This window comes from bacterium (assembly GCA_016699045.1).
Taxonomy (GTDB): domain Bacteria; phylum Babelota; class Babeliae; order Babelales; family RVW-14; genus AaIE-18.
Window position 1 is genome coordinate 1,240,328 of record CP064957.1, and the last position, 21,653, is coordinate 1,261,980.

The 21,653-nt window shown below is 38.5% G+C and carries 33 protein-coding genes; all 33 read left to right on the forward strand.

Translation table 11 applies throughout. The features are described from left to right. Nucleotides 1-13: 13 nt before the first annotated feature. The 33 genes from tuf to IPF37_05845 all read left to right on the forward strand — a co-directional run bounded on the left by tuf (nucleotide 14) and on the right by IPF37_05845 (nucleotide 21,632). A complete protein-coding gene (tuf, locus tag IPF37_05685; GenBank protein ID QQR49014.1) occupies nucleotides 14-1,204 on the forward strand; it encodes an elongation factor Tu in 1,191 nt (396 codons plus the stop codon). A gap of 21 nt (nucleotides 1,205-1,225) precedes the next feature. Continuing rightward, nucleotides 1,226-1,531 (forward strand): 30S ribosomal protein S10, encoded by a 306-nt coding sequence (gene rpsJ, locus IPF37_05690; protein ID QQR49015.1) that lies wholly within the window; start codon nucleotides 1,226-1,228, stop codon nucleotides 1,529-1,531. A 56-nt stretch (nucleotides 1,532-1,587) separates the two neighbouring features. Then, nucleotides 1,588-2,181, forward strand: a complete 594-nt coding sequence (gene rplC, locus IPF37_05695) for a 50S ribosomal protein L3 (GenBank protein ID QQR49016.1) — start codon at nucleotides 1,588-1,590, stop codon at nucleotides 2,179-2,181. A 5-nt stretch (nucleotides 2,182-2,186) separates the two neighbouring features. After that, nucleotides 2,187-2,825 carry a 50S ribosomal protein L4 gene (gene rplD, locus IPF37_05700; protein QQR49017.1) on the forward strand — a complete coding sequence of 213 codons (639 nt, stop codon included), beginning with the start codon at nucleotides 2,187-2,189 and terminating at the stop codon, nucleotides 2,823-2,825. After that, on the forward strand, nucleotides 2,816-3,088 hold the full coding sequence (gene rplW / locus IPF37_05705) for a 50S ribosomal protein L23 (protein QQR49018.1): 273 nt from the start codon (nucleotides 2,816-2,818) through the stop codon (nucleotides 3,086-3,088). The genes rplD and rplW overlap by 10 nt, the downstream gene beginning before the upstream one ends. 115 nt (nucleotides 3,089-3,203) lie before the next feature. Beyond that, nucleotides 3,204-4,022: a 50S ribosomal protein L2 gene (gene rplB / locus IPF37_05710; protein ID QQR49019.1), complete on the forward strand. Its 819-nt coding sequence runs from the start codon at nucleotides 3,204-3,206 to the stop codon at nucleotides 4,020-4,022. Nucleotides 4,023-4,055: 33 nt separating this feature from the next. After that, the gene (rpsS, locus tag IPF37_05715; protein QQR49020.1) at nucleotides 4,056-4,343 is read left to right on the forward strand and encodes a 30S ribosomal protein S19; all 288 of its coding nucleotides are present in this window, start codon (nucleotides 4,056-4,058) and stop codon (nucleotides 4,341-4,343) included. Between the two features lie 56 nt (nucleotides 4,344-4,399). Then, nucleotides 4,400-4,741 (forward strand): 50S ribosomal protein L22, encoded by a 342-nt coding sequence (gene rplV / locus IPF37_05720; GenBank protein ID QQR49021.1) that lies wholly within the window; start codon nucleotides 4,400-4,402, stop codon nucleotides 4,739-4,741. 27 nt (nucleotides 4,742-4,768) lie between these two features. Further along, on the forward strand, nucleotides 4,769-5,389 hold the full coding sequence (gene rpsC / locus IPF37_05725) for a 30S ribosomal protein S3 (protein ID QQR49022.1): 621 nt from the start codon (nucleotides 4,769-4,771) through the stop codon (nucleotides 5,387-5,389). A 43-nt stretch (nucleotides 5,390-5,432) separates the two neighbouring features. Continuing rightward, complete coding sequence (rplP, locus tag IPF37_05730; GenBank protein ID QQR49023.1) at nucleotides 5,433-5,840, forward strand: 50S ribosomal protein L16; 408 nt, start codon at nucleotides 5,433-5,435, stop codon at nucleotides 5,838-5,840. A gap of 25 nt (nucleotides 5,841-5,865) precedes the next feature. Continuing rightward, nucleotides 5,866-6,060 (forward strand): 50S ribosomal protein L29, encoded by a 195-nt coding sequence (gene rpmC, locus IPF37_05735; GenBank protein QQR49024.1) that lies wholly within the window; start codon nucleotides 5,866-5,868, stop codon nucleotides 6,058-6,060. Nucleotides 6,061-6,097: 37 nt separating this feature from the next. Continuing rightward, entirely contained in the window at nucleotides 6,098-6,385 is a 288-nt protein-coding gene (gene rpsQ / locus IPF37_05740) for a 30S ribosomal protein S17 (protein ID QQR49025.1), read from the forward strand. A gap of 9 nt (nucleotides 6,386-6,394) precedes the next feature. After that, complete coding sequence (rplN, locus tag IPF37_05745) at nucleotides 6,395-6,763, forward strand: 50S ribosomal protein L14 (protein QQR49026.1); 369 nt, start codon at nucleotides 6,395-6,397, stop codon at nucleotides 6,761-6,763. 48 nt (nucleotides 6,764-6,811) lie between these two features. Beyond that, on the forward strand, nucleotides 6,812-7,129 hold the full coding sequence (gene rplX, locus IPF37_05750) for a 50S ribosomal protein L24 (GenBank protein ID QQR49027.1): 318 nt from the start codon (nucleotides 6,812-6,814) through the stop codon (nucleotides 7,127-7,129). A gap of 24 nt (nucleotides 7,130-7,153) precedes the next feature. Further along, nucleotides 7,154-7,696 carry a 50S ribosomal protein L5 gene (gene rplE / locus IPF37_05755; GenBank protein ID QQR49028.1) on the forward strand — a complete coding sequence of 181 codons (543 nt, stop codon included), beginning with the start codon at nucleotides 7,154-7,156 and terminating at the stop codon, nucleotides 7,694-7,696. A 20-nt stretch (nucleotides 7,697-7,716) separates the two neighbouring features. Then, nucleotides 7,717-7,911: a type Z 30S ribosomal protein S14 gene (locus IPF37_05760; GenBank protein ID QQR49029.1), complete on the forward strand. Its 195-nt coding sequence runs from the start codon at nucleotides 7,717-7,719 to the stop codon at nucleotides 7,909-7,911. Between the two features lie 11 nt (nucleotides 7,912-7,922). Beyond that, nucleotides 7,923-8,318 (forward strand): 30S ribosomal protein S8, encoded by a 396-nt coding sequence (gene rpsH, locus IPF37_05765; protein QQR49030.1) that lies wholly within the window; start codon nucleotides 7,923-7,925, stop codon nucleotides 8,316-8,318. Between the two features lie 9 nt (nucleotides 8,319-8,327). Further along, the gene (gene rplF / locus IPF37_05770; GenBank protein ID QQR49031.1) at nucleotides 8,328-8,870 is read left to right on the forward strand and encodes a 50S ribosomal protein L6; all 543 of its coding nucleotides are present in this window, start codon (nucleotides 8,328-8,330) and stop codon (nucleotides 8,868-8,870) included. Nucleotides 8,871-8,905: 35 nt separating this feature from the next. Further along, nucleotides 8,906-9,265, forward strand: a complete 360-nt coding sequence (locus tag IPF37_05775) for a 50S ribosomal protein L18 (protein ID QQR49855.1) — start codon at nucleotides 8,906-8,908, stop codon at nucleotides 9,263-9,265. A gap of 21 nt (nucleotides 9,266-9,286) precedes the next feature. Beyond that, nucleotides 9,287-9,829: a 30S ribosomal protein S5 gene (gene rpsE, locus IPF37_05780; GenBank protein QQR49032.1), complete on the forward strand. Its 543-nt coding sequence runs from the start codon at nucleotides 9,287-9,289 to the stop codon at nucleotides 9,827-9,829. Continuing rightward, a complete protein-coding gene (gene rplO / locus IPF37_05785; GenBank protein ID QQR49033.1) occupies nucleotides 9,816-10,289 on the forward strand; it encodes a 50S ribosomal protein L15 in 474 nt (157 codons plus the stop codon). Before rpsE ends, rplO begins: the two co-directional genes overlap by 14 nt. Continuing rightward, on the forward strand, nucleotides 10,273-11,586 hold the full coding sequence (gene secY / locus IPF37_05790; protein QQR49856.1) for a preprotein translocase subunit SecY: 1,314 nt from the start codon (nucleotides 10,273-10,275) through the stop codon (nucleotides 11,584-11,586). Before rplO ends, secY begins: the two co-directional genes overlap by 17 nt. 25 nt (nucleotides 11,587-11,611) lie before the next feature. Continuing rightward, the gene (locus IPF37_05795; protein ID QQR49034.1) at nucleotides 11,612-12,277 is read left to right on the forward strand and encodes a nucleoside monophosphate kinase; all 666 of its coding nucleotides are present in this window, start codon (nucleotides 11,612-11,614) and stop codon (nucleotides 12,275-12,277) included. A 17-nt stretch (nucleotides 12,278-12,294) separates the two neighbouring features. Next, nucleotides 12,295-13,053: a type I methionyl aminopeptidase gene (gene map, locus IPF37_05800; GenBank protein ID QQR49035.1), complete on the forward strand. Its 759-nt coding sequence runs from the start codon at nucleotides 12,295-12,297 to the stop codon at nucleotides 13,051-13,053. A gap of 21 nt (nucleotides 13,054-13,074) precedes the next feature. Further along, a complete protein-coding gene (gene infA, locus IPF37_05805; GenBank protein ID QQR49036.1) occupies nucleotides 13,075-13,302 on the forward strand; it encodes a translation initiation factor IF-1 in 228 nt (75 codons plus the stop codon). Between the two features lie 58 nt (nucleotides 13,303-13,360). Next, nucleotides 13,361-13,477, forward strand: coding sequence for a 50S ribosomal protein L36 (gene rpmJ, locus IPF37_05810; GenBank protein ID QQR49037.1), 117 nt, complete (start codon nucleotides 13,361-13,363; stop codon nucleotides 13,475-13,477). A gap of 62 nt (nucleotides 13,478-13,539) precedes the next feature. Then, nucleotides 13,540-13,929: a 30S ribosomal protein S13 gene (rpsM, locus tag IPF37_05815; GenBank protein ID QQR49038.1), complete on the forward strand. Its 390-nt coding sequence runs from the start codon at nucleotides 13,540-13,542 to the stop codon at nucleotides 13,927-13,929. A 26-nt stretch (nucleotides 13,930-13,955) separates the two neighbouring features. Continuing rightward, the gene (gene rpsK, locus IPF37_05820) at nucleotides 13,956-14,339 is read left to right on the forward strand and encodes a 30S ribosomal protein S11 (protein ID QQR49039.1); all 384 of its coding nucleotides are present in this window, start codon (nucleotides 13,956-13,958) and stop codon (nucleotides 14,337-14,339) included. Nucleotides 14,340-14,406: 67 nt separating this feature from the next. Then, nucleotides 14,407-15,030, forward strand: a complete 624-nt coding sequence (rpsD, locus tag IPF37_05825) for a 30S ribosomal protein S4 (GenBank protein QQR49040.1) — start codon at nucleotides 14,407-14,409, stop codon at nucleotides 15,028-15,030. A gap of 52 nt (nucleotides 15,031-15,082) precedes the next feature. Beyond that, nucleotides 15,083-16,141: a DNA-directed RNA polymerase subunit alpha gene (locus IPF37_05830; protein QQR49041.1), complete on the forward strand. Its 1,059-nt coding sequence runs from the start codon at nucleotides 15,083-15,085 to the stop codon at nucleotides 16,139-16,141. After that, the gene (gene rplQ / locus IPF37_05835; protein ID QQR49042.1) at nucleotides 16,138-16,494 is read left to right on the forward strand and encodes a 50S ribosomal protein L17; all 357 of its coding nucleotides are present in this window, start codon (nucleotides 16,138-16,140) and stop codon (nucleotides 16,492-16,494) included. Before IPF37_05830 ends, rplQ begins: the two co-directional genes overlap by 4 nt. A gap of 188 nt (nucleotides 16,495-16,682) precedes the next feature. Next, entirely contained in the window at nucleotides 16,683-17,627 is a 945-nt protein-coding gene (locus IPF37_05840) for an L-lactate dehydrogenase (GenBank protein QQR49043.1), read from the forward strand. Between the two features lie 174 nt (nucleotides 17,628-17,801). Continuing rightward, nucleotides 17,802-21,632 (forward strand): hypothetical protein, encoded by a 3,831-nt coding sequence (locus IPF37_05845; GenBank protein ID QQR49044.1) that lies wholly within the window; start codon nucleotides 17,802-17,804, stop codon nucleotides 21,630-21,632. The last annotated feature ends 21 nt before the right edge of the window (nucleotides 21,633-21,653 follow it).

Sequence of the window (21,653 nt, forward strand, 5' to 3'; positions counted from 1 at the left end):
GAAGGAACAGATAATGGCAAAAGGTGTATTTGATAGAACAAAAGAACACTGTAACGTTGGAACGATTGGTCACGTTGATCATGGTAAAACAACTTTAACAGCTGCTATTACTAAAGTTTTGTCTGAGCAAGGCAAAGCATCTTTTAAAGCGTTTGATCAAATTGATAAAGCGCCAGAAGAACGTGAACGTGGTATTACTATTTCCGTAGCTCACGTAGAATACGAATCAGATAAGAGACATTATGCTCACGTTGACTGTCCAGGTCACGCTGACTATATTAAAAACTTTATTACCGGTGCTGCTCAAATGGATGGTGCAATTTTGGTTGTATCAGCTGCAGACGGTCCAATGCCTCAAACCAGAGAACACATTCTTTTGTCACATCAAGTCGGTGTTCCTAGTATTGTAGTATTTTTGAATAAAGTTGATATGGTTGACGATCCTGACATGGTTGAACTTGTTGAGGAAGAAGTTCGCGAATTGCTCAGTAAATATGGTTATCCAGGAGCAACCACTCCAATTATTCGTGGATCAGCACTTAAGGCTTTGAATGGTGATAAGAGCGAACTTGGTGGGCCAGCAATTCTTAAGCTTATCGATACGCTTGATTCATACATTCCTATGCCAAAGCGTGATGCAGATAAGCCGTTCTTAATGCCAATTGAAGACGTGTTCTCAATTTCAGGTCGAGGTACCGTGGTAACTGGCCGTGCTGAATGTGGTATTGTTAAAGTCGGTGAAGATGTTGAAATTGTTGGTTTGCGTCCAACTCAAAAATCAACCGTTACTGGTATCGAAATGTTTAACAAAGAATTAAAAGAAGCTTTGCCTGGCGATAACGCAGGATTGTTGCTTCGTGGTATCAAAAAAGAAGACGTTGAACGTGGACAAGTTATTTGTAAGCCAGGTTCAATCAAGCCTCACAAGAAGTTCAAAGCACAAATCGTTATTCTTTCTAAAGAAGAAGGTGGTCGTCATAGTCCCTTCTTTAATGGTTACCGTCCACAATTCTATTTCAGAACAACTGACGTAACGGGTAATGTAACGTTGCCAGCTGGTCGTGAAATGGTTATGCCTGGTGATAACGTTGAACTTACTGTTGATTTGGTAAGTCCAATTGCTATGAGCAAGGAATTGAAGTTCGCTGTTCGTGAAGGCGGCAGAACTATCGGTGCTGGTGTTATAAGTGAAATTATTGAGTAATAACTGATAGGTTAGATTGCAATGAAAAGATCAAAAATTCGCTTGACATTAAAGTCTTATGATCATCAATTGCTCGATAATGCTGTAAAGCAAATTGCGTTAACAGTAAAGAGAACAGGCTCCCGTGTTTTGGGGCCTGTTCCTCTTCCAAATAAACGCCGTTGTTTTACTGTGTTACGCTCTCCGCATATTGATAAAAAATCACGGGAGCAGTTTGAGCTTATAATCCACAAACGGATATTAGATATTGTATCGCCAGCAGAACAGACAATGGATGCTTTAATGAAGCTTAACATTTCTGCTGGGGTAGATGTAGAGATTAAATAAAATCATGATGAGATGAGGCTACTATGTTAGGTGCGCTTGTAGGAAAAAAAGTAGGTATGACGCAAGTCTTTGATCGAGAAGGAAACGTTGTACCAGTAACGGTTATTGATATGGCTTGCTGGTACATTACCCAGTTTAAAACGATTGAAAAAGATGGTTATGCTGCAGTTCAAATTGGATTGCTTAAAGAAAAGCATCAAGCAAAATCATTCTCATCAGATTGGTTAAAAAATAAGAAACAGTATTTTTCTTGCTTTAAAGAAGTTGCGTTACAACAACCGAACAGTGAATTCTTTGTCGGTCAGGAAGTAACGTTTAAAGATGCTGCATTTGAAGAGGGTGTTGAAGTTGCAGTCATGGGCATGTCCAAAGGGTTAGGCTTTCAGGGTGTGACCAAGCGATGGAACTTTGGTCGCGGTCCTTCTACTCACGGTTCGATGTTTCATCGTCGACCAGGTTCGATTGGTAACTTGTGTAAAGAAGGTGAAGTTCAAAAAGGTAAGAAGTTGCCTGGCCATAAAGGTTTCAGACAAGTTACTGTCCGTGGTTTGAAGGTAGTAAAAGCAGACCAAAATGCTCGTTGTTTATTTGTAAAAGGCGCTGTTCCGGGCAAAAAAGATTCCGTGATAGTGGTTAGCAAACAAGGATAAGAATCATGACAACAAAGATACCTGTTTATGATGCAGCAGGGAAAGCATCTGAAGTAATCGATTTAGAATTAGGCTTTGAGAAGAAAGATTTAAGTGAAAAAACTTATTCTCAAGCGGTTAGATCATTGCTTCAAAATTGGAGACAAGGTACTGTTGGTTGTAAAACCCGCGGTGAAGTAGCTTTTTCCAATCGTAAACCATGGAAGCAAAAAGGTACTGGTAGAGCACGTGCCGGTAGTTTAAGATCTCCTTTGTGGAGAAAAGGTGGTATCATTTTTGGACCACAACCACGAACGAGAGTTTTAGATATAAATAAAAAACAAAGAAAATTTGTATTTAATAATATTTTGTTTTCTGCATTAGAAAATAAAACTATTAATTGTTTGGATTATAATAATCTGCAACAACCAAGTACCAAAAAAGCTTATGAAGCGTTGCGCAATATGGACTTAGCAACAAAGAAAGTCATATTGTTTCTTCCTTTTGGTGATCTTGTTTCGCATGCATCGTTTAGAAATATTCCAAATGTGCATATTCTTTATTTTGATCAGCCGAATGCTTATGATTTGACTGATGGTGATAGTTGGGTTTTTTTGAAAAAAGATATAGATCTCTTTAAAGAAATGATTTTACAATGGAATTAAGTCATTACGATATTATTAAGCGGCCTGTTATTACTGACAAAAGCATAGAAGTGTTCAAAAAATTTGGACAATTGACTTTTGAAGTTAACAAAGCTGCTAATAAAATAACGGTTCGTCGAGCCGTAGAAAAAATTTGGAATGTTGAAGTTGATTCTGTGCGAATTAAAAACTCCACAGGGAAAAACAAAGTGTTTGCACGTCGTTCATTTTCTAGTCCGGGTAAAAGACGGCTATCATCAAACTTAAAAAAGGTTTCAAGATAGAAATTCCTGGTATGTTTGAAGCGACTGGTTTGGTGGGTGGACATGATGAATCTTCTACGCCTAATCAAGGAAAATAGGTTAAGAAGATTGCGGTAAACATAGTAAGGAAAATGCCATGGCTATAGTAACAAGAAGACCTAGAAACGCTTCATTACGTCAGCAGCAATTTATTGTAGATAAAGAATTATCAAAAAAAGATCCGGAAAAGAGCTTACTTGCGCCGTTACGTAAAACTGGCGGTAGAAATGCTTATGGTCGTATTACTTGTAGACATCAAGGCGGTGGGGCCAAGCGTACATATCGTATTGTTGATTTTAAGCGTGAGCAACGCGATGTTCCTGGAATTGTTAAAGCATTTGAATATGATCCAAATAGAAACGTTTCTATTGCTTTAATTTATTATAAAAATGGTGCCAAAGCTTATATTTTGAAACCAGAAAATTTAAAAGTTGGCATGGAAATTTTGGCTGGTGAAAAAGCAGAAGCAAAAGTAGGAAATTGTTTAGCAATCAGAAACATTCCTCTTGGTTTCTTTATTCACAATGTTGAATTGTATCCTGGTCGTGGTGGAGTATTTGCCCGCAGTGCCGGCTGTTCTGTGCAAATCGTTGCTAAAGAAAATGAAAAGGCTGTTTTGAAAATGCCATCGGGAGAATTGCGTACCGTTGGGTTAGATAATTATGCAACAGTTGGTATGTTATCTAATGCCGAATATAGAAACATGGTCTTAGGAAAAGCTGGCCGAACAAGACATCTTGGGGTTCGTCCAACTGTTCGCGGTATGGCCATGAATCCGGTCGATCATCCACACGGTGGCGGTGAAGGTCGTTCTAAATCTGGTTCTCATCCAACTACTCCATGGGGTAAGAGCTGTAAGGGTGTTAGAACGAGAAAGAGAAAGAGCACAGCTATTTTGAAACGAAGAAAAAAGTAAAATTAAAAATGTTATCTTGATAAGAGGATAAGCATGACACGGTCAATTTGTAAAGGCCCTTACGTCGATTCTACTTTAGTAGAAAAGGTAGAAAAGGCAAAGTCTTCTGGAAAACGGGAAGTTATAAAAACCTGGAAGCGCGCAAGTATGATAACTCCTGATTTTGTTGGGTTAACGTTTGCTGTGCATGATGGAAGAAAGTTCATTTCTGTTTATGTAACAGAAAATATGGTGGGACATGCCTTGGGAGAATTTGCTCCAACGAGGACGTTCCGTATGCATAGTGGACAGCGTAAAACGGCAGGAAAAGAAGATAAATAAGACAAAATTGTTATTGTATTAAATAAGCGTTTTTTGCTATACTAAAGGTCAAGATTATGCTATCCAGAGCAAAAAGTAAGTATGTTCGAATTTCTCCTTATAAATTACGTCCTATTGTGGATGTCATACGGGGATCTCAAGTAGGTAAGGCTCTCGCTTGGCTTAAAGCTTCTGAAACTAAACGTACTAAACCGATTACGAAGGTACTTGAAGCTGCTTTTGCGAATGTCAGAAATCTTCATGTTGAAGAAGCTGATATGAATACGTTGTACATAAAAGAAGTTCGTGTTGATCAGGGTCCTGTTATTAAATATTTTAAACCAGGAGCTCAAGGTCGTGCAAATATTCAACGTAAGCGCATGAGTCATATTGAAATAATATTGGATAAGAAAAAATAAATTAAACGGTTTAGATGAGGTATTAACGTGGGACAAAAGGTTCATCCATTTGGTTTCAGATTAGGCGTTTATGAGGATTGGAAAGCTCGTTGGTTTGCTAAAAAATCATATGGCCAAGAACTGATGGAAGATGTTCAAATCAGGAAGTATTTGGACAAAAAATTTAGTAGCACGGATGTTTCTAAAATTGTCATTGAAAAAGCTGTAGATAGCATTAGAATTGTCATTCATGCTTCTCGTCCTGGTATCATTATTGGTAAAAAAGGACAAGGTATTGAATTGGTTAAGTCTGATCTTTTTAAAAGATTTAAGAAGAATGTTGATATATCAGTTCAGGAAGTAAAAACGCCTGAATTGGTAGCAAAACTTGTTGCTGAAAGTATTGCAGAGCAATTGGTGAAACGTGCGAGCTATAAGCGATTAATGAAAAAAGCAGGCTTCTCTGCTATTAAAGGTGGAGCAAAAGGTATAAAAATTTGTTGCTCCGGTAGATTGGGTGGCGCTGAAATAGCTCGTACTGAGTGGTTGCGTCTTGGGTCGGTTCCTCTTCATACGTTGCGTTCAAATATTGATTATGCACTGGCTGAAGCGCATACAATTTATGGCATCATCGGTGTTAAAGTTTGGATTTGCCGTGGTGAATACTAATTTAGGTTTAAAGGCCACTCTTTAGAACAGTAAGGATTAAACAATGTTAATGCCGAAAAAAACCAAATATAGAAAAGTTCAGAGAGGTCGCCTGACGGGTCTTACCAAGGGTGCTAAATCTGTACAATTTGGTGATTATGGACTTATGGCAGTTGAGCCTTCATGGGTAACAGCACGTCAGATTGAAGCAGTGCGTGTGACGGTTAATAGAAAGCTTAAGAAAGTTGGAAATATCTTTTTGAGAATATTTCCTGATAAGCCTATTTCTAAGAAACCAGCTGAAACTCGTATGGGTAAGGGTAAAGGAAATCCTGAGTTTTGGGTTTCTTGTGTTAAGCGAGGTCGTGTGATCTTGGAAATTGCTGGGGATTTTGATGCGGTTGAAGCCAAAGAAATTTTGAAGGCAGCTTCCTACAAACTTCCTATGAAAACGAAAATGGTAACGAAATAGCACGCGGTGCTTGTTAAGGCGAAATATGAACAAAGCAGAAATTAAAAATTTAGACGAAGTTTCTTTGCGAAAAGAAATAGATGGATGGAAAAAAGAACTGCTTAATTTGAAGCTCAATAAAATGTCTGGTCAGATTAAGGATTTTACGCAGTTTAAAAAATTGCGTGCTAACGTCGCAAGAGCTTTATCTCATCTGAATCATGTGAAAAAAAATAAATAAAGATTAATTATAGTAGGTAATTTTGAGGTAAATGATCATGGCGGAAAAAAAACAACAAACTTTGAAACAGCAGGCTTCTTCTCAAAGCAAAGTCCTTGTGGGTGAAGTTGTTTCCGATAAAATGGACAAGACTGTTGTTGTAAAAATTTCTAGAACGTTGAAGCATCCTGTTTTTGGCAAAGTTATTCAGCAAATCAAAAAATATAAAGCGCATGACCAAGAGAATTCTGCTGGTATTGGTGACGTAGTTGAAATTGTTGAGTGTCGACCATTGTCTAAGACAAAACATATGGTATTAAATCGAATTGTTGCGAAGCGCGCATAAGGAAAACTCATGGTGCAAAAAGAAACGGCACTTGAAATAGCCGATAATTCAGGGGCAAAAAGAGCAAAAGTTATTCACATAGCGGGCAGTACTAGAAAGCGATATGCGCGTGTTGGTGATATAGTTAAAGCAGCAATCAAACGAGCAATGCCAGGTGGTACGGTAAAGAAGAGTGACGTTGTTGATGCTGTTATTGTTCGAACGAGAAAAGAATTCCGTCGTGCGGATGGTAGCTATATTCGATTCGACGATAATGCTGCGGTTATTATTGATAAAGATAAAAAACCTGTTGGGACTCGTATTTTTGGTCCTGTAGCTCGCGAATTGCGTAGTGCTGGATTTAGCAAAATAGTTTCGCTTGCTCCAGAGGTTTTATAAGAAATTTCGAAGTTGAGCTTCGAATTATTTGATCGTTAAGGTTTTACTATGTTAAGTAGAGTTAAAAAAAATGATACAGTCGTTGTCTTGTCTGGGAAAGATAAAGGCAGACAGGGGCTTGTTATAGCAGTTGATCAGAAGAATGATCTTGTTCTTGTGAAAGATGTTGGTGTCGTTACCAAGCATTTGAAAGCAAAAAAAGCTGGAGAAAAGAGCAGGATTGTAAGAGAAGAAAAAGCTATTCCATTGTGCAAAATTATGCCAATTTGCCCTTCATGTAAAAAGGCTTGCCGAGTTCAGGTTAAGTTTTTGAATGAAGGTAACAAAAAGGCGCGAACATGTCATCGTTGCAAAGAAGCGTTTTAGTTAGTGAAATTAGGTAATGTTGTTATGAAATCACGTTTAGAAGAGCTCTATAAAAACCAGATTCGCCCGGAAATGAAGAAAGAGTTGAATTTCAGCAATGTTATGCAAGTGCCTTGTATTTCAAAGATTGTCTTGAATATAGGAGCTAAAGATGCTGTTAGTGATGGCAAGGTAATTGCCGCAATTAAGAGCACTCTTGAAAAAATTGCAGGACAAGCTGTAGTGACAACTCAAGCAAGAAAATCCATTGCAGGATTTAAATTGCGTGAGGGAATGCCTATCGGAACAATGGTGACTTTGCGAAAAGCAAGAATGTATCATTTTTTGGATAAGCTGATCAACGTTGTTTTGCCAGCGGTAAGAGATTTCCAAGGAACATCAATTAAATTAGATGGTAATGGAAATTATAATCTTGGTATCAAGGATTGGATGGTATTTCCTGAGGTTGATTACGATAAAGTCGATAAGAACCGCGGTCTGAATATTACTATTCAAACTACTGCTAAAAAAGATGAAGAAGCATTTTTGTTGTTGAAAAAATTTAATATGCCATTTCGCAAGCGTTAGAACCGATTAAAGGATTAGATATGGCTAAAAAAGCGCTCATTGAAAAAGCTAATAAAACGCCTAAATTTTCTACACGAGGTCGTAATCGTTGTAAATTGTGTGGAAGGCCTCGAGGATACATGCGTCTTTTTATGATGTGCAGAATTTGTTTTAGAAAGAACGCGTTAGACGGTTTATTGCCAGGCGTAAAAAAAAGCGAGCTGGTAAATTTGTAAGGAAGTTAATTATGTCAGTTGATTCAATTGCTAATTTTTTGACTATTATAAGAAATGGAATAATGGCGCGTAAGCGTTCTGTTGTTTTGTCTTCGTCAAAAATGAGAGTTAATATTGCTCAAGTATTAAAGAACGAAGGTTACATTCGCGATTTCAAGGTTGAAAGTAACGACGGCCCTGGTAGTTCGTTAACAATCTTGTTAAAGTATGTAGGCGGTAGTTCTGCGATTAATGAGATTACGCGTATAAGTAAGCCAAGTCGTCGTCACTACCAAGGTGTAGGCGAGATTAAGCAAGTTATAGGAGGTCTTGGCGTTGCTATCGTGACCACAAGTTCTGGTGTAGTAACTGATCGAGATGCAAGAAAATTAGGCATCGGTGGCGAAATTCTTTGTCATGTTTGGTAGGAATTAGGTATGTCAAAAATAGGAAGAATACCCATTGCATTTTCATCAGCAAAAATTGCATTAGAGGGTAAAAAAGTTTTAATTGAAGGTCCTAAAGGCAGTTTTTCTCACGAATTACCTCTGGAAGTTGATATGGTTATTGAAAACAATACCATTAAGCTTGATGTTCCAGATCGTTTTTCTAAAAAACATAAAATGCTTTGGGGGCTTCATCGTGCACTTTTAGCAAATAAAGTTAAAGGTGTTGAAGTTGGCTTTGAAACAAAAATGATCATTGTTGGTCTTGGTTTTAAAGCGGTAATGCAAGGCAGAAATATGACCTTTTCATTAGGATATACTCATAAAATTGAATATGTTTTGCCAGAAGGTGTTGCAGTAGAATTAGATAAAACTGGTCAAATGTTGACAGTTAAGGCAGCTGATAAATTTTTACTAGGCAATGTTTGCGATGCTATTCGTTCATTTCGACCACCAGAACCATATAAAGGCACTGGCATACGAAAAGAAGGCGAGTTTATTATTCGTAAGGCTGGTAAGACAAAAGGTTCTTAATACTGGTCTATGGTGTTGTTGATTAAAAGGATATTATTGTGAGTTTGCAAAAACAAATTGCGTTAAGAACAAAAAGAAGAGCATTTCGCGTTAGAAATCGCTTGAAAAACAAAAGCGAGTTGCTGAGAGTTTCTGTTTTCAGAAGTGCGCGACATATTTATGCTCAAGTCATTGATGATAATGCGCAAAAGACTCTTGTAAGTTTTTCTTCTTTAAATCTGGAAAAAGTATCTGGAGATAAAAAAGATATTGCTAAGCAAGTGGGCATGGAGTTAGGGAAAATAGCTACATCTAAGGGCGTTTCTTCTGTATTCTTTGATAGAGGTCAATACTTATACCACGGTAGAGTAGCGGCACTTGCTCAAGGTTTACGTGAAGGTGGGTTGAAATTTTAAAGATAACTAGGATACGGTAACATGGCAGAAGAGAAAAACAAAAGAGCGTCTCAAGCCAAAGCTCAAGGAGATGAGCTTACTGAAGCAGTATTGAAGGTCCGCCGAGTTGCAAAAGTTATTAAAGGTGGCAGAAGATTTGCTTTTTCGGCACTCGTTGTTGTTGGCGATAAAAAAGGTAATGTTGGCGTAGCTTTGGGCAAAAGCCGTGAAGTTTCTTCAGCAATATCAAAAGGTTTAAGACGGGCGCGTAAAAATATGTTTGCTGTTGCTCTTTACAAGACAACTATTCCATTTGCTGTAGAAGGCAAACATGGTGCAAGCGAAGTTCTTATTCGTTCAGCGTCTAAGGGTACTGGCGTTATTGCTGGTGGTGCGGTTCGTGCTGTTTTAGAAGCTTTAGGTGTGCAAGATGTTCTTGCTAAATCTATTGGTTCTTCTAATTCACAAAATGTCGTTAAAGCGACTATTCATGCTTTGAAAAAACTGAAAACTGCTCAAGAAATTGCAGCTGTTAGAGGTAAAAGCATGAAAGAATTGTTCGGAGAAAAAAATGCTCAAGCTTAATCAATTAACATCAATTTCAGCAAAAAGAAAACGTGTTGGTCGTGGTGGTGCTAAGGGTGGTACTTGTGGTAAAGGTACCAAGGGACAACTTGCACGTAGCGGCGGTAGATCAGAAGTAAAAGCATTCTTTGAAGGTGGACAAATGCCACTTTCGCGTCGTTTGCCTCGACGTGGTTTTACTAATGGTGCGTTTAAAAAAGAATATACGATTATCAATGTTGGCGACTTGGAAAATCAATTTGATGCAGGTGCAACTATTGACAAGAATGTATTGCGTAAAAATGGATTTATTAAGAGTAAGAATGAAGGCCCTATCAAATTTCTTGGTAATGGTACGCTGACGAAGAATTTTATTGTCATCGGAGATGCTTTTAGTAAGTCAGCTGTTCAAGTAATAGAAAAGGCCAATGGTAAAGCTCAATTAACTAAGGAGCAAGCCGGTGATCGTACTACTGCATAATTTCAAAAATATTTTTTTAGTCTCAGAGCTAAGAAAAAAGCTTTTGTTTACATTAGGTATTTTTGCGGTTTATCGTTTTGGGGCACATATACCAATTCCAGGAGTTGATATAGTTGCACTCAAGAGCTTTTTTGCTACATCAAATTCAGGATTGTTGTCCTATTTGGATCTTTTTTCAGGTGGAGCTTTGCAAAATTTTGCAATTTTGACGCTTGGAATGTCTCCCTATATTAGTGCATCGATTATGACTCAGTTATTGACGGTCATGATTCCTTCACTTGAGCAACTTTCCAAAGAAGGTGAATATGGAAGACGTATTATTGGTCAGTATACGCGTTATTTGACATTGGTAATTAGTTTTGTGCAAGGTCTTGGCCTTGCCATGTTTATTGAAAAACAACCAGGGCTTGTTTTGAATCCTGGTTGGGCTTTTCGATTGTCGGCAGTGTTTATTTTGACGGTAGGTTCTTTGTTTGTCATGTGGATTGGTGAGCAAATTAATGCTCATGGTCTTGGCAATGGAAGCTCTATGGTGATTTTTGCTGGTATTGTAACGCGATTGCCTTTTGCATTGGTTACGTTAGCAAAGGATGTAAGTCTTGGGCAAACGGATATTATACGAGTAATCTTACTTGGATTTTTTGCGGTAAGTATTATCGCGTGTATCGTCTTTCTTGAAAAAGGCGAGCGTAAGGTTCCTGTTCAATATGCAAAGCGCGTTGTTGGCAATAAGCTGTATGGCGGTCAAAGTTCTTACATACCACTGAAACTTAATCCTTCAGGTGTAGTGCCAGTTATTTTTGCGAGTGCTATTTTGGGTTTGCCGGTAACGTTGGCAAGTATGCTTGCCGTCTACTGGCCGATGTTAAATAACATTGTTGCTCGTTGGTTTACGTCTGATGCGGGATTGTATAATGTATTGAATGCTGGTTTAATTATTTTCTTTGCATTTTTCTATACTGCTATTATTTTTAATCCAACTGAATTAGCAGAAAATTTGCGTAAATCGGGTGGTTTTATTCCTGGTATTCGACCAGGGAAAAAGACCGCTGAATTTTTTGATTATTTACTGACTCGCATTGGTTTTCCAGGAGCTGTTTATTTGGCCTTGTTAGCGATTTTGCCAAATATGCTCAAAAATATTATGGGTTTTCCCATTATGTTTAGTGGTGTAAGTTTGCTTATCGTGATAGGCGTTGCCCTAGAAGCCTCTGCTCAAATTGAGTCACATTTGATTGAAAGAAAATATGAAGGCTTTTTGTCTACCGGCAGATTAAAAAGTCGGTTTGGGCGTTAAGAAATGATCAGTAAAGGTATTGATAATGCAGCATGTGAATAAGGTCATTTTTTCTTTTTTCGGTCCTCCAGGATCTGGCAAAGGTACATTAGCTGAAAAATTGGCGAGAGCTCTCAGTTTTGAAGTATTGTCTACTGGGAACTTGTGTAGAAAAAATATTGCTGATCAGACTGAAATTGGTAAAAATCTTGTACTTTATTTGGACAAGGGACATTTAATTCCGGATGAGTTAATTACTGACATGGTCGGTATTTGGCTTAAAGAAGCAATTGAAAAAAACCATCCAATTATATTGGATGGTTTTCCTAGAACTAAAGGCCAAATAAAGCTTTTTTTGAATTTTTTAAAAGAATTGTCGGATGTTTGTTTTCGCGTAATACATATAAAGTTGTCTGAAGATCAGATTATAAAACGTCTTTCGTTGCGACTTGTATGTGAAAATAAAGATTGTCAGGCCGTGTATAATAGTGGACTTGTTGGACAGAAGACCACATGTGATACCTGTGGCAGCTTGTTGGTTAAACGTAAAGATGATAACCAAGAAGTCATTAGGGAGCGATTGAGGCAATATCCTGCTTATGCGCATGAGCTTTTGACATTTTATGATATAGTTGGCCAGCGCGTAGAAGAAATTAATGTTGCTGAAATGACTCCTGAGCAGGTTTATAATACTTTTCTTTCAATGATATAGGTTTTCTGTTTGTAACAATGAATGCAATTGTAATTAAAAATAAAATAGCAATAGAAAAAATGCGCATGGCGGGAAAGCTTCTTGCCGAAGTGATGCAAGAGGTTGGCATTTTAGTCAAAGAGGGCATCAGCACGTATGAATTAGACCAGATAATCGAAAGAAAAATGGTCGAACGAGGACTGAAACCTGAGTGTAAGGGTTATGCCGGTTATCGACATAGTTCCTGTATTTCTTTGAATGATGTGATTGTGCATGGTGTTCCAACAAAAGAAATTATTTTAAAATCTGAAGATTTTGTTAAAATAGATATTGTGGGCTCATATAAAGGCTATTGCGCCGATATGGCCAGATGTTTTTTTGTTGGAAATGCTTCTCCCACTGCTAAAAAAATGGCAGATGTGGCGCAGCAATCTTTGGACAATGGTATAAGCTTAATTCGCCCTGGAGTTCGACTCTCTGATATTTCTGCATCTATTCAGCGCGACGTGGAACAAGCTGGATTTGGTGTTGTTAGAGATTTTGCAGGACATGGCATAGGAAAAAATATGCATGAAGCGCCCGATGTACCCAATTTTGGTAAGGCGGGGCGAGGTCCGATACTTCAAGAAGGTATGACATTGGCGATTGAGCCTATGATTACCGAAAAAGATTATGCAGTAAAAATTATGGCTGATGGTTGGACGGCAAAAACGGTTGACGGTGGGCTTGCTGCTCACGTTGAAGATACAATCGTTGTGGTGCGTGATGGTGCTGAAATTCTCACGAGAATTTTGTAGCGTGAGAAATACGGGTTAAAAATGAAAAAAAAGAGCGACGTTATAGTGATGGATGGTATTGTGGAAAAAGCTTTACCCAATGCCATGTTTCAAGTGAAATTAGTTGAAGGCGAGCATACGGTTTTGGCTCATGTCTCTGGTAAAATGAGAATGTATTACATTAAATTGTTGCCAGGTGATAAGGTTGCTGTTGAGCTTTCTCCTTATGATTTGAAAAAAGGACGCATTGTATCTCGTTATCGCGTGTAGAAAAAATTTTAAGTTATCGACGTGCAGCAAGTACGGAAAGTTTTTTGAAAGAAGTGTCATGAAAGTAAGAACATCAGTAAAAAAGATTTGTGCGGATTGTAAGGTTATAAAACGTGAAGGCGTTGTTCGGATTATTTGTAAAAAAAGTCCACGACACAAGCAACGTCAAGGTTAATAAGTTTAAAGATATAGAATATGTTTAATGGGCAACAGAGAACCTGTTTAGAGAGGTAGTCAATGGCTCGTATCGAAGGTGTGCTTTTACCAACTAGTAAGCGCGTAGAAATTGGATTGACGTATTTGTACGGTATTGGCTTATATCGTTCCAAAGAAATTTTGCATGAGATAAATATTAGTCCCGATATACGTATTAAAGATTTAACTCATGAGCAAGTAGCTGCTATTCAAAAGTATATAAATCAACATTATAGAATTGAAGGTGAGTTGCGCAAAGAAGTTACTTTGAATATTAAGCGTTTGCAGGAAATTGGCTCGTACCGAGGAACTCGTCATAAGCGTTCTCTTCCGGTAAGAGGTCAAAGAACTAAAACAAATGCTCGTACTCGTAAGGGACCTCGTCGTGCAGGTGCGGCCGTAACACTGAAAAAAGCCGTTACTAAAAAATAGATAAGTTTGGTAAACAGGATTGAATAATGGCATATAAAAAAAGTAAAAAAAAGCAAATCAAAAACGTTGACACCGTAGCGGCTCACGTTAAGTCTTCATTTAACAATACGGTTGTATCCATTACAACGTTAGATGGTGATGTTCTTTTGCGTAGCAGCTCTGGTCAATTTGGTTTCAAAGGAGCTCGTAAAGGAACACCGTTTGCAGCAATGCAAATTGGTAACAAGCTTGCGAAAGAGCTTATTGGTATGGGCGTTAGACTTGTTGAAGTCAACATGCAAGGTCCTGGTTCTTCTCGTGATTCAGTGATTAGATCATTGCAATCGTCTGGGTTGACCATTACGGTATTGCGCGATGTAACCCCATTGCCTCATAATGGATGCAGAGCTCCAAAAAAGAGACGAGTATAGTTGATTGTTGTTGAATTGAGTATGAATTTAGGCAAACATTTTAATACGTAAATTAGGTTTAAAGGTTATGGGAAAGTTTTTAGCTGGATGCAGAAAGTGTCGTCAAACGGGGATGAAACTTTGTTCTAAGGGTCCAAAATGCGTTTTGGAAAAAAGAACATTGACTCCTGGCCAACATGGTAAAAAGCACGCTGCAAAAAAAAGCTCAGAATTCGGTAAACAATTGCAAGAAAAGCAAAAAGTTAAGTTGATGTACGGTTTGATGGAAAAGCAATTTAAAAGATTTTTTAGTGTTGCTGCTAGCCACAAAGGTATTACTGGCGAAGTTCTCTTGAGCTTACTTGAACGTCGTTTGGATAACGTTCTTTATCGTTTGAAGATGACACTTTCTCGAGGTCAAGCTCGACAACTTGTTGCGCATGGTCACGTTAACGTCAATGGCAAGCGTGTAAAAACGGCATCTTTCTTAGTTAAAGAAGGCGATGTTGTAACATTGGCAGATAGAACGTTGAAGAGTCAAGCATTGTTAGACAATGTTGTTGATAAGCGTTTGAACATGGGCATTCGCGTTCCTGAGTGGTTGGAATTGCAAAAGAAAGAGCGCAAGGGTATTATTCTGAGATTGCCTGTTCGTACTGATATAACGGTACCTATTGAAGAGCATTTGATTGTTGAATTATATTCCAAGTAGAAGTAGAGAGTCCGGGCACATAATGCGGTTATTGATTTAAAGGAATGTGTACATGCAGAACAGAAAGTATCAGCCATTAACGCTTCCAAAGCTAGATTGGAACAAGAAAATTTCTTCTCCAGTGTCGGGCGAGCTGGTGGTTCAGCCTCTAGAGCCTGGCTTTGGCATAACATTAGGCAACGCATTGAGAAGAGTTATTCTTGCATCAATCGAGGGATCTGCCGTAACGTCAGTCATTATTAAAGGTGTTAATAATGAATTTTCAACACTTAAAGGCGTCATCGAAGATGTTTTGCAGGTTGTGTTAAACATTAAAGAGATCGTTATCAAAAATACGAGCGGCAAGCCTGGCAAGATGCATTTAAGTGTTAAGCGCGAAGGTGCGGTAAAAGTTCAAGATATTAAGGCTGATGAACATTTGGAATTGATTAACGGTGATCATGTTCTTGCGCATCTTGCTGCTGATGGAGAACTTGAAATTGAGTTTTTCGTTGAATCAGGGCGCGGTTATGTTCCTGCGCAGTGGCCAAAAGGTGTTTCTTTGCAACCAGATGAACGAATCTATCTTGATGCATTGTTTTCTCCAGTCAAACGTGTTGAATATCATGTTGAGAAAACTCGTGTTGGTCAAGATATTGATTACGACAGACTCACTATGAATATTCAGACGAATGGTGCTATTCATCCGCAAGAGGTAGTACATTATGGCACCTCTGTTTTGCGCACACAGTTTGAGCACTTTTTAGGTGCAACTGAAATACCATTCAATGAAATATCACAACAATCTGAAGATAGTGTTCCAGTTGCTGGAAATACCGACACAGAAGGTCCAACTCGTGGATTGCCGGTAGATCTTTTCTTGAAGCCAATTGATGAGCTTGAATTCTCTGTTCGTGCTCATAACTGTTTAATTGGCGCTGGCATTAAGCGCGTTATTGATTTGGTCAACTTGACCGATGACGATGTGCTCAAAATTAAGAATTTTGGTCGTAAATCATTAAGAGAAGTTAAAGAAATTCTTTCTGCATTTGGTTTGCATCTTGGCATGAATGTTAAAGAACTTGATTTGAAGAAAGCTATCAAACAGCAGGAAGGGAGCAATAAATCATGAAACATCAAAATGGTCGTCAGAAATTAAACCTTAAACAAGGTCATCGCAAAGCATTGTTGCGCAACCAAGTTATTCATTTGATTAAGTTTGGCTGTTTGCAATCTACCAAGACGCGTGTTAAAGAAGTACAACGTCTTGCTGAACGCATAGTTACTATCTCTCGCCAGGGATATGACTTTAATACTATTCGCCGCGTAAAGCAGCTTTTGCCTTATGACAGTGATGCAGTTGTTAAGCTTATCAAAGAAATTGCTCCAAAATATGTTGGAAGACCAGGTGGTTACACCCGTGTTATTCCTCTTGGTATTAGAGCAAGTGATACAGCAACAATTGCTCGCCTTGAGTGGGTATAATTTCTGTACATTAAATAATTACTGAGATAAGAAGAAGCAACGCTTCTTTTTGTGGATAGTTTTTTTAAAGGCATCACGTTATTGTGGTGCCTTTTTTTATTAAAAGATCTTTTTTATTGTTTTGTCTAAAACAAATATAGTAGACCTAAAAGAAGTTAAAAATTTTGGACTTTGCAAAAAGGAGCGAAATGGCCAAAATTGTTTCTTCTGGAAAGGTTGCTATTGTTGGGGCTGGCCGCGTTGGATGTACCGCGGCGTATGCTTTAATGTTGCGTGGTGGTGTTTCGTCGATTGCCTTGATTGACTCTGCTAAAGAACGGGCAGAAGGTGAGGCTCTTGATCTTAACCATTGCATGCAATTTACTGGTTCAACGATCGTGACTGCTGGAGATTCTTTTGAGTTGGTGGCCGATGCAGATGTGGTTGTGCTTACTGCTGGACAAGCACAACAAGTAGGGCAGTCTCGCTTTGATCTTTTAGCCGCAAATGCAGCTCTTTTCAAAGAAATTATTCCTCAGATTGTGCGGCATAATAAAGAATGTATTTTATTGGTAGTTACCAATCCTCTTGATGTCATGACGTATTTGACGTGGAAGCTTTCTGGTTTTTCTTCATGCCAAGTTTTTGGGACAGGAACTGTTTTAGACTCTGCTCGCTTGCGCTATTTGTTGGGAGAGCATTTTCATGTCAGTCCCAAAGATATTACGGCGTATTCTCTGGGCGAACACGGTGATGCTTCGTTTGTTTGGTGGAGCGGGGCAACCATCGGTGGCATTCCGCTTACAAATTTTACGCGTTATGACAAAAAAGTAATGAATGATATTGCTGAAAAAACGCGACAAGCCGCGGCGCATATTATTGCAAAAAAAGGTTCAACATTTTATGCCATTGGTTTGGTGATTGCGAAAATTGTGCAAGCAATTATTTTAAACCAATCCAGAGTGTTGAGTGTTTCTGCGGTGGCACACGCTGCCATTGCTCAGGATGTTTGTATCAGTTTACCAACGATTATTCGGCGTGGTGGTATTTGTGAAACATTGTGTATAACGCTGGATCAGGACGAAAAAAATAAATTGGCTGCGTCTGTTGCTACGATAAAAAATGAGATAGCACAAGGAATGGCATGTATTTAATTTGCATAGTTGACAGCTTATTTGATAATTATTTTTAATTTCTTTACAAATGAGAATGGCCTGACTAGAATCAACTCAAGATTATGAGCATACAAAGAAAGGATTATTATTGCTGGTAAATAAAAATGCTCATATTTATCCGAAGACTTTTAGGTTTTCAAGGGAGAGTGAAAGATGATGAAGAGGTTAATTTTTTTGCCCATTTATTTAAGTGCTTTCTTTTTTATAGTTACTAAAAATATCAATGCCGGTATTACATTTGGTAGTCAACAGTCAGCTTTTACGATAGGCAGTGGCGCCCAGTTTAACGTTGGGGGGTCAAATTTAGTTGTTGATGGTACTATTAATCAAGCTCCTTCTGGGTCACTTTCGGGCAATAATTTTGTTTTTAGTAATGGCGTTTTAGATGTTGGTGGCGTCGAGCTTTCAATTAATGCTGAATTTGATCCAACAGCTGGAGATACTATTAATTTGAATGGCGGCAATACTTTACGTGTAGAGCCTGGTATTGTATTCAAAACAGTGGCGGTGAGTGGGACAGGAAACGTTTTGGCGGGGCAGCCAACGTTTACCAATCCCATTAATTTGGCAGATTCTTTAACTGATTTGACTATTTCTCTTCAAAATGCTCTGAATGTTGATATTAATTTAAATGGCGGGACTTTGATCTTGGGTGATAATTTAACACTCGATGCTGATGTTAAAATTAATGGTCCAGGAAAAATTAAGACAAATGGTCGACGTCTTAATTTTGGTCCTTTTTATTCATCATCATGGACGACCCCGTTAACCTTTCAAGATTCAACAGGTTTGTTTTTGCACGGAACCATTAATTTAGGCGCGGTATGGACTTTTATTGGTAATAATCTTATTAATGGTAATGGGTCGATTTTTGCATTTGATCCTGCTGGCCAAATAAATATTTCTGGTGGTGATGAATTATTTGCCAATGATATTTCTCTTCAAGGCGTGGGCACGGGTAGTCTTGCCTTTGGCAGTGTTTCCAGTAAATTGCATTTGAATAATGCGATCCTTGATGTTAGTGCTAACTTGACTACGGGCGTTGGTAATGTGGTGATTGATGGCCAAACAACTTTCGTGCTTCGCGATAAGCAATGGTTGTTTAACGGAACGGGTAAGTTGAGTGTTTTTGACAATTTATGGCTTGATATATCTTCGTTTAGTTTATTGCCGGTAATGCCAGCATCAGGTAATATTTTGGCACCGTTGGCTGTTTTTGATGTTAATCATATGATTGATGTTGCTAATGTTACCAGCGATATAACGGCCGGCAACCTTGATATTACTGGTAACGGTCACATTCAAGAACTTTCTAATCGTTCAGTGTCAGGTTCGGGCACTTCTACTGCTTTTGTTTTGAGTGGTAATTATAGTACCAATTTAACATTGGATGGTAATAGTCAAGTTGTTCCGAGTATGGCAATTACGGGTAATTTGACGATCGATGGCCAAGGTTATTCTATTCTTTTTTCTAATTCTCCAAATCCTCAATTTATTATTCGTCCTGGGCAAACCGTTACGCTTCAAAATGTAGCGCTCAGCAACATTACAAATAATACTTTCCAGTTTGGGAATAATTCAAAAATTGTGATTGGCGATAATGTAACGTGGGATCTGGTTGATGATGTTACGATTAGCAAAGGATTCATAGACATACCTGCCAATATGATGTTGATGGTGACTGGAAATGGCGGGGAACGTAAATTGATTCTCAGCCCAGCTGCCACAGGTGTTACGCAGTTGATGCATTTAGGAAACAAGGCTTCTTTAGTACTCAAGAGTATGGAATTGCAAGGGCTTGAATTTATTGCGTTTGATGCCGGTTCTGCTGTTGCGTTGACGGGTGATTCGTCCGTTGGCATACGTCAAGATACAGCTATGAATTTTGATATTGAAGGTACTAATAATACTATGGTGCTGTTGACTGACGGTATTACGCTTGCTGGTACAACGGCATTTTTGGGTAATGCGCTTAAAAATATTTTGACGATTAGGTTTTCGTTAAGTGTGCCGATTGAAGATAAAGTTGGGGTTATGCCGGGTAATCCATTATTAGTTTTGGCGGGCGACCCATGTATTTATTTAACAAACGATACCGATTTGGCAATTTTGAATTTTGATGACAACGCTATTTCTGTTCAAAATAATAGTACCAATGCTTGGATTATTGATAAAAATTCGATGTTAATTGGTAATCGCATTGAAATTTTGAGAAATCCAATTAAGCAAAGTTCATTATTATTTATGTTAAAAGTGACTGAGCTTACCGGGCAGGGGCTTGATGCGTCTTTTGCAAGAAGCCTAGCTCCTTCTGTGCCGCGCAAAAAAATGCCACGCAGTGCTTTTGTTCAAAAACGAGCTCGTGAGCGTGCGGTTAAAAAAGAACGTGAAGATGCGCGACCTCCCGTTTTAGCAAACAAGCCAAAAGCTATGCCGCGTCCAGTACCAAAGTTAGGGCGTCGTAAAAAAGAAGTGCGAGATTTGAATGATGGAACTATTGATTTAAGTTTATTAGAAAGCAGAGCGTTGGATTTACCGCCAGGCACCAATGACAGTGAACGCTATGATATTCAATATGAAGACTCGCGGGTAGATTTAGTGGTTCCTATTCAAGGAAACATTAGTTTGAACAACGGGCTTATGAGTAACTTTTTTAATGCACCATCTGCAACTAATACTACCGTTATTCCATTCAATCTTGTGTTAAAAGGTAATGCAACGGTGATTCAACGTGATGACCAAGAAGTGGCACTTCAAGAAGATACGCACATTATCAATGTGATTGGTCGCAATAATGAAATTCAAATTACGAATACCTTTAGAGTTGGTAAAAATACCTTGTTCTTTGACGAGAACGCTACTTTAAAATTTGTACTTGATCCAGGAAAAACATTGATATTCGAGCAAGATGTTGAAATCGATGTTGAAAATAATTCTATTCTTGAATTTGCTGGTGCGGGTACGGTTCTCTTGTCTGATGGTGTTGTCATTAACTTAAATGGTCAGCGTGCGGTAGTTGATGTTACCTGCTGCAATTGTCCAGATCCAGTCGTTCCTGATGTTGCTTCACGTGCTTACTTGTTGTTGGGTGAAGATGTGATTGTGACGTTTGGTGAAACACTAGAAAGTAGATTACGTGCGGCACAGATCAGCAAAACAACGAGCGTTTCAACGCGCCGCCAAAAAATGGCAACACGTGTGTTGCCGCCAATATCTACTCATATTCAAGGGATTGGTGAGATACTGGTTGATGACGCTTGTTTGTGCACAGACCTTGGTGGGTTCTTGCATGTAGCGCTTGAAGAATCAGATGATATTGTGTTCCAGGTTCTTGGATCTGGTGAGCTCAATGTCAAAGGTAATTCTGGTTTCTCAATTGGAAAAGGCTGCTCGTCATTGACATTTGACCGTGATGGCAAGCTTTCTATTCTTGATGGTTCATTTGAAATCAATAGCGATAATAAAGTTTCAGAGCGCGGCTGTGTTGATAAATTGTGGTTTACGTCAGGTGCTACCATGTTTATTGACAGTACCGGCTTATTGGTGCTTGGCCAAAATGAAGTACAAGGAATGTATCGATTACTTGAAAAAGAATTTAGCTGTAAGTTCCAGCCTTTGCATATCATTGGCGATGGATTTGTTGAATTTGTTGGTAGAGCTTCCGCACCAGAGCGTAATTTTACCGGACAATTACAAATTCCACCGTACATTTCTTTTGTTAATGATCAGATGACTTTTGGTCAATTAGCAGGCTTTTTAACGCAGACAGTTCAAGGTCTTCAGTATTCAACGGTGTATATTGATCAAGATGGTAAGACATGGGTAAGAATAACTAAAACAGGTATTAGTGTTTTACTTAAAGAAGGAGATCGAATTGTTGGCGACGAAAAAATTATTGTTAACAATAAATCTAAGATAGTAGTGAGAGGGCGCGATAAATCTAATAAAGGGTTTGTCATCGACGAAGATGGCAATCGTTCCTAGTTTAAAAAAGGGGAAGATGAT

What these genes read in the sequence shown, in the direction of transcription:
- tuf (QQR49014.1), top strand. Translation starts at nt 14, where the DNA reads ATGGCAAAAGGTGTATTTGATAGAACAAAAGAACACTGTAACGTTGGA.
- rpsJ (QQR49015.1), top strand. Translation starts at nt 1,226, where the DNA reads ATGAAAAGATCAAAAATTCGCTTGACATTAAAGTCTTATGATCATCAA.
- rplC (QQR49016.1), top strand. Translation starts at nt 1,588, where the DNA reads ATGACGCAAGTCTTTGATCGAGAAGGAAACGTTGTACCAGTAACGGTT.
- rplD (QQR49017.1), top strand. Translation starts at nt 2,187, where the DNA reads ATGACAACAAAGATACCTGTTTATGATGCAGCAGGGAAAGCATCTGAA.
- rplW (QQR49018.1), top strand. Translation starts at nt 2,816, where the DNA reads ATGGAATTAAGTCATTACGATATTATTAAGCGGCCTGTTATTACTGAC.
- rplB (QQR49019.1), top strand. Translation starts at nt 3,204, where the DNA reads ATGGCTATAGTAACAAGAAGACCTAGAAACGCTTCATTACGTCAGCAG.
- rpsS (QQR49020.1), top strand. Translation starts at nt 4,056, where the DNA reads ATGACACGGTCAATTTGTAAAGGCCCTTACGTCGATTCTACTTTAGTA.
- rplV (QQR49021.1), top strand. Translation starts at nt 4,400, where the DNA reads ATGCTATCCAGAGCAAAAAGTAAGTATGTTCGAATTTCTCCTTATAAA.
- rplP (QQR49023.1), top strand. Translation starts at nt 5,433, where the DNA reads ATGTTAATGCCGAAAAAAACCAAATATAGAAAAGTTCAGAGAGGTCGC.
- rpmC (QQR49024.1), top strand. Translation starts at nt 5,866, where the DNA reads ATGAACAAAGCAGAAATTAAAAATTTAGACGAAGTTTCTTTGCGAAAA.
- rpsQ (QQR49025.1), top strand. Translation starts at nt 6,098, where the DNA reads ATGGCGGAAAAAAAACAACAAACTTTGAAACAGCAGGCTTCTTCTCAA.
- rplN (QQR49026.1), top strand. Translation starts at nt 6,395, where the DNA reads ATGGTGCAAAAAGAAACGGCACTTGAAATAGCCGATAATTCAGGGGCA.
- rplX (QQR49027.1), top strand. Translation starts at nt 6,812, where the DNA reads ATGTTAAGTAGAGTTAAAAAAAATGATACAGTCGTTGTCTTGTCTGGG.
- rplE (QQR49028.1), top strand. Translation starts at nt 7,154, where the DNA reads ATGAAATCACGTTTAGAAGAGCTCTATAAAAACCAGATTCGCCCGGAA.
- IPF37_05760 (QQR49029.1), top strand. Translation starts at nt 7,717, where the DNA reads ATGGCTAAAAAAGCGCTCATTGAAAAAGCTAATAAAACGCCTAAATTT.
- rpsH (QQR49030.1), top strand. Translation starts at nt 7,923, where the DNA reads ATGTCAGTTGATTCAATTGCTAATTTTTTGACTATTATAAGAAATGGA.
- rplF (QQR49031.1), top strand. Translation starts at nt 8,328, where the DNA reads ATGTCAAAAATAGGAAGAATACCCATTGCATTTTCATCAGCAAAAATT.
- rpsE (QQR49032.1), top strand. Translation starts at nt 9,287, where the DNA reads ATGGCAGAAGAGAAAAACAAAAGAGCGTCTCAAGCCAAAGCTCAAGGA.
- rplO (QQR49033.1), top strand. Translation starts at nt 9,816, where the DNA reads ATGCTCAAGCTTAATCAATTAACATCAATTTCAGCAAAAAGAAAACGT.
- IPF37_05795 (QQR49034.1), top strand. Translation starts at nt 11,612, where the DNA reads ATGCAGCATGTGAATAAGGTCATTTTTTCTTTTTTCGGTCCTCCAGGA.
- map (QQR49035.1), top strand. Translation starts at nt 12,295, where the DNA reads ATGAATGCAATTGTAATTAAAAATAAAATAGCAATAGAAAAAATGCGC.
- infA (QQR49036.1), top strand. Translation starts at nt 13,075, where the DNA reads ATGAAAAAAAAGAGCGACGTTATAGTGATGGATGGTATTGTGGAAAAA.
- rpmJ (QQR49037.1), top strand. Translation starts at nt 13,361, where the DNA reads ATGAAAGTAAGAACATCAGTAAAAAAGATTTGTGCGGATTGTAAGGTT.
- rpsM (QQR49038.1), top strand. Translation starts at nt 13,540, where the DNA reads ATGGCTCGTATCGAAGGTGTGCTTTTACCAACTAGTAAGCGCGTAGAA.
- rpsK (QQR49039.1), top strand. Translation starts at nt 13,956, where the DNA reads ATGGCATATAAAAAAAGTAAAAAAAAGCAAATCAAAAACGTTGACACC.
- rpsD (QQR49040.1), top strand. Translation starts at nt 14,407, where the DNA reads ATGGGAAAGTTTTTAGCTGGATGCAGAAAGTGTCGTCAAACGGGGATG.
- IPF37_05830 (QQR49041.1), top strand. Translation starts at nt 15,083, where the DNA reads ATGCAGAACAGAAAGTATCAGCCATTAACGCTTCCAAAGCTAGATTGG.
- rplQ (QQR49042.1), top strand. Translation starts at nt 16,138, where the DNA reads ATGAAACATCAAAATGGTCGTCAGAAATTAAACCTTAAACAAGGTCAT.
- IPF37_05840 (QQR49043.1), top strand. Translation starts at nt 16,683, where the DNA reads ATGGCCAAAATTGTTTCTTCTGGAAAGGTTGCTATTGTTGGGGCTGGC.
- IPF37_05845 (QQR49044.1), top strand. Translation starts at nt 17,802, where the DNA reads ATGATGAAGAGGTTAATTTTTTTGCCCATTTATTTAAGTGCTTTCTTT.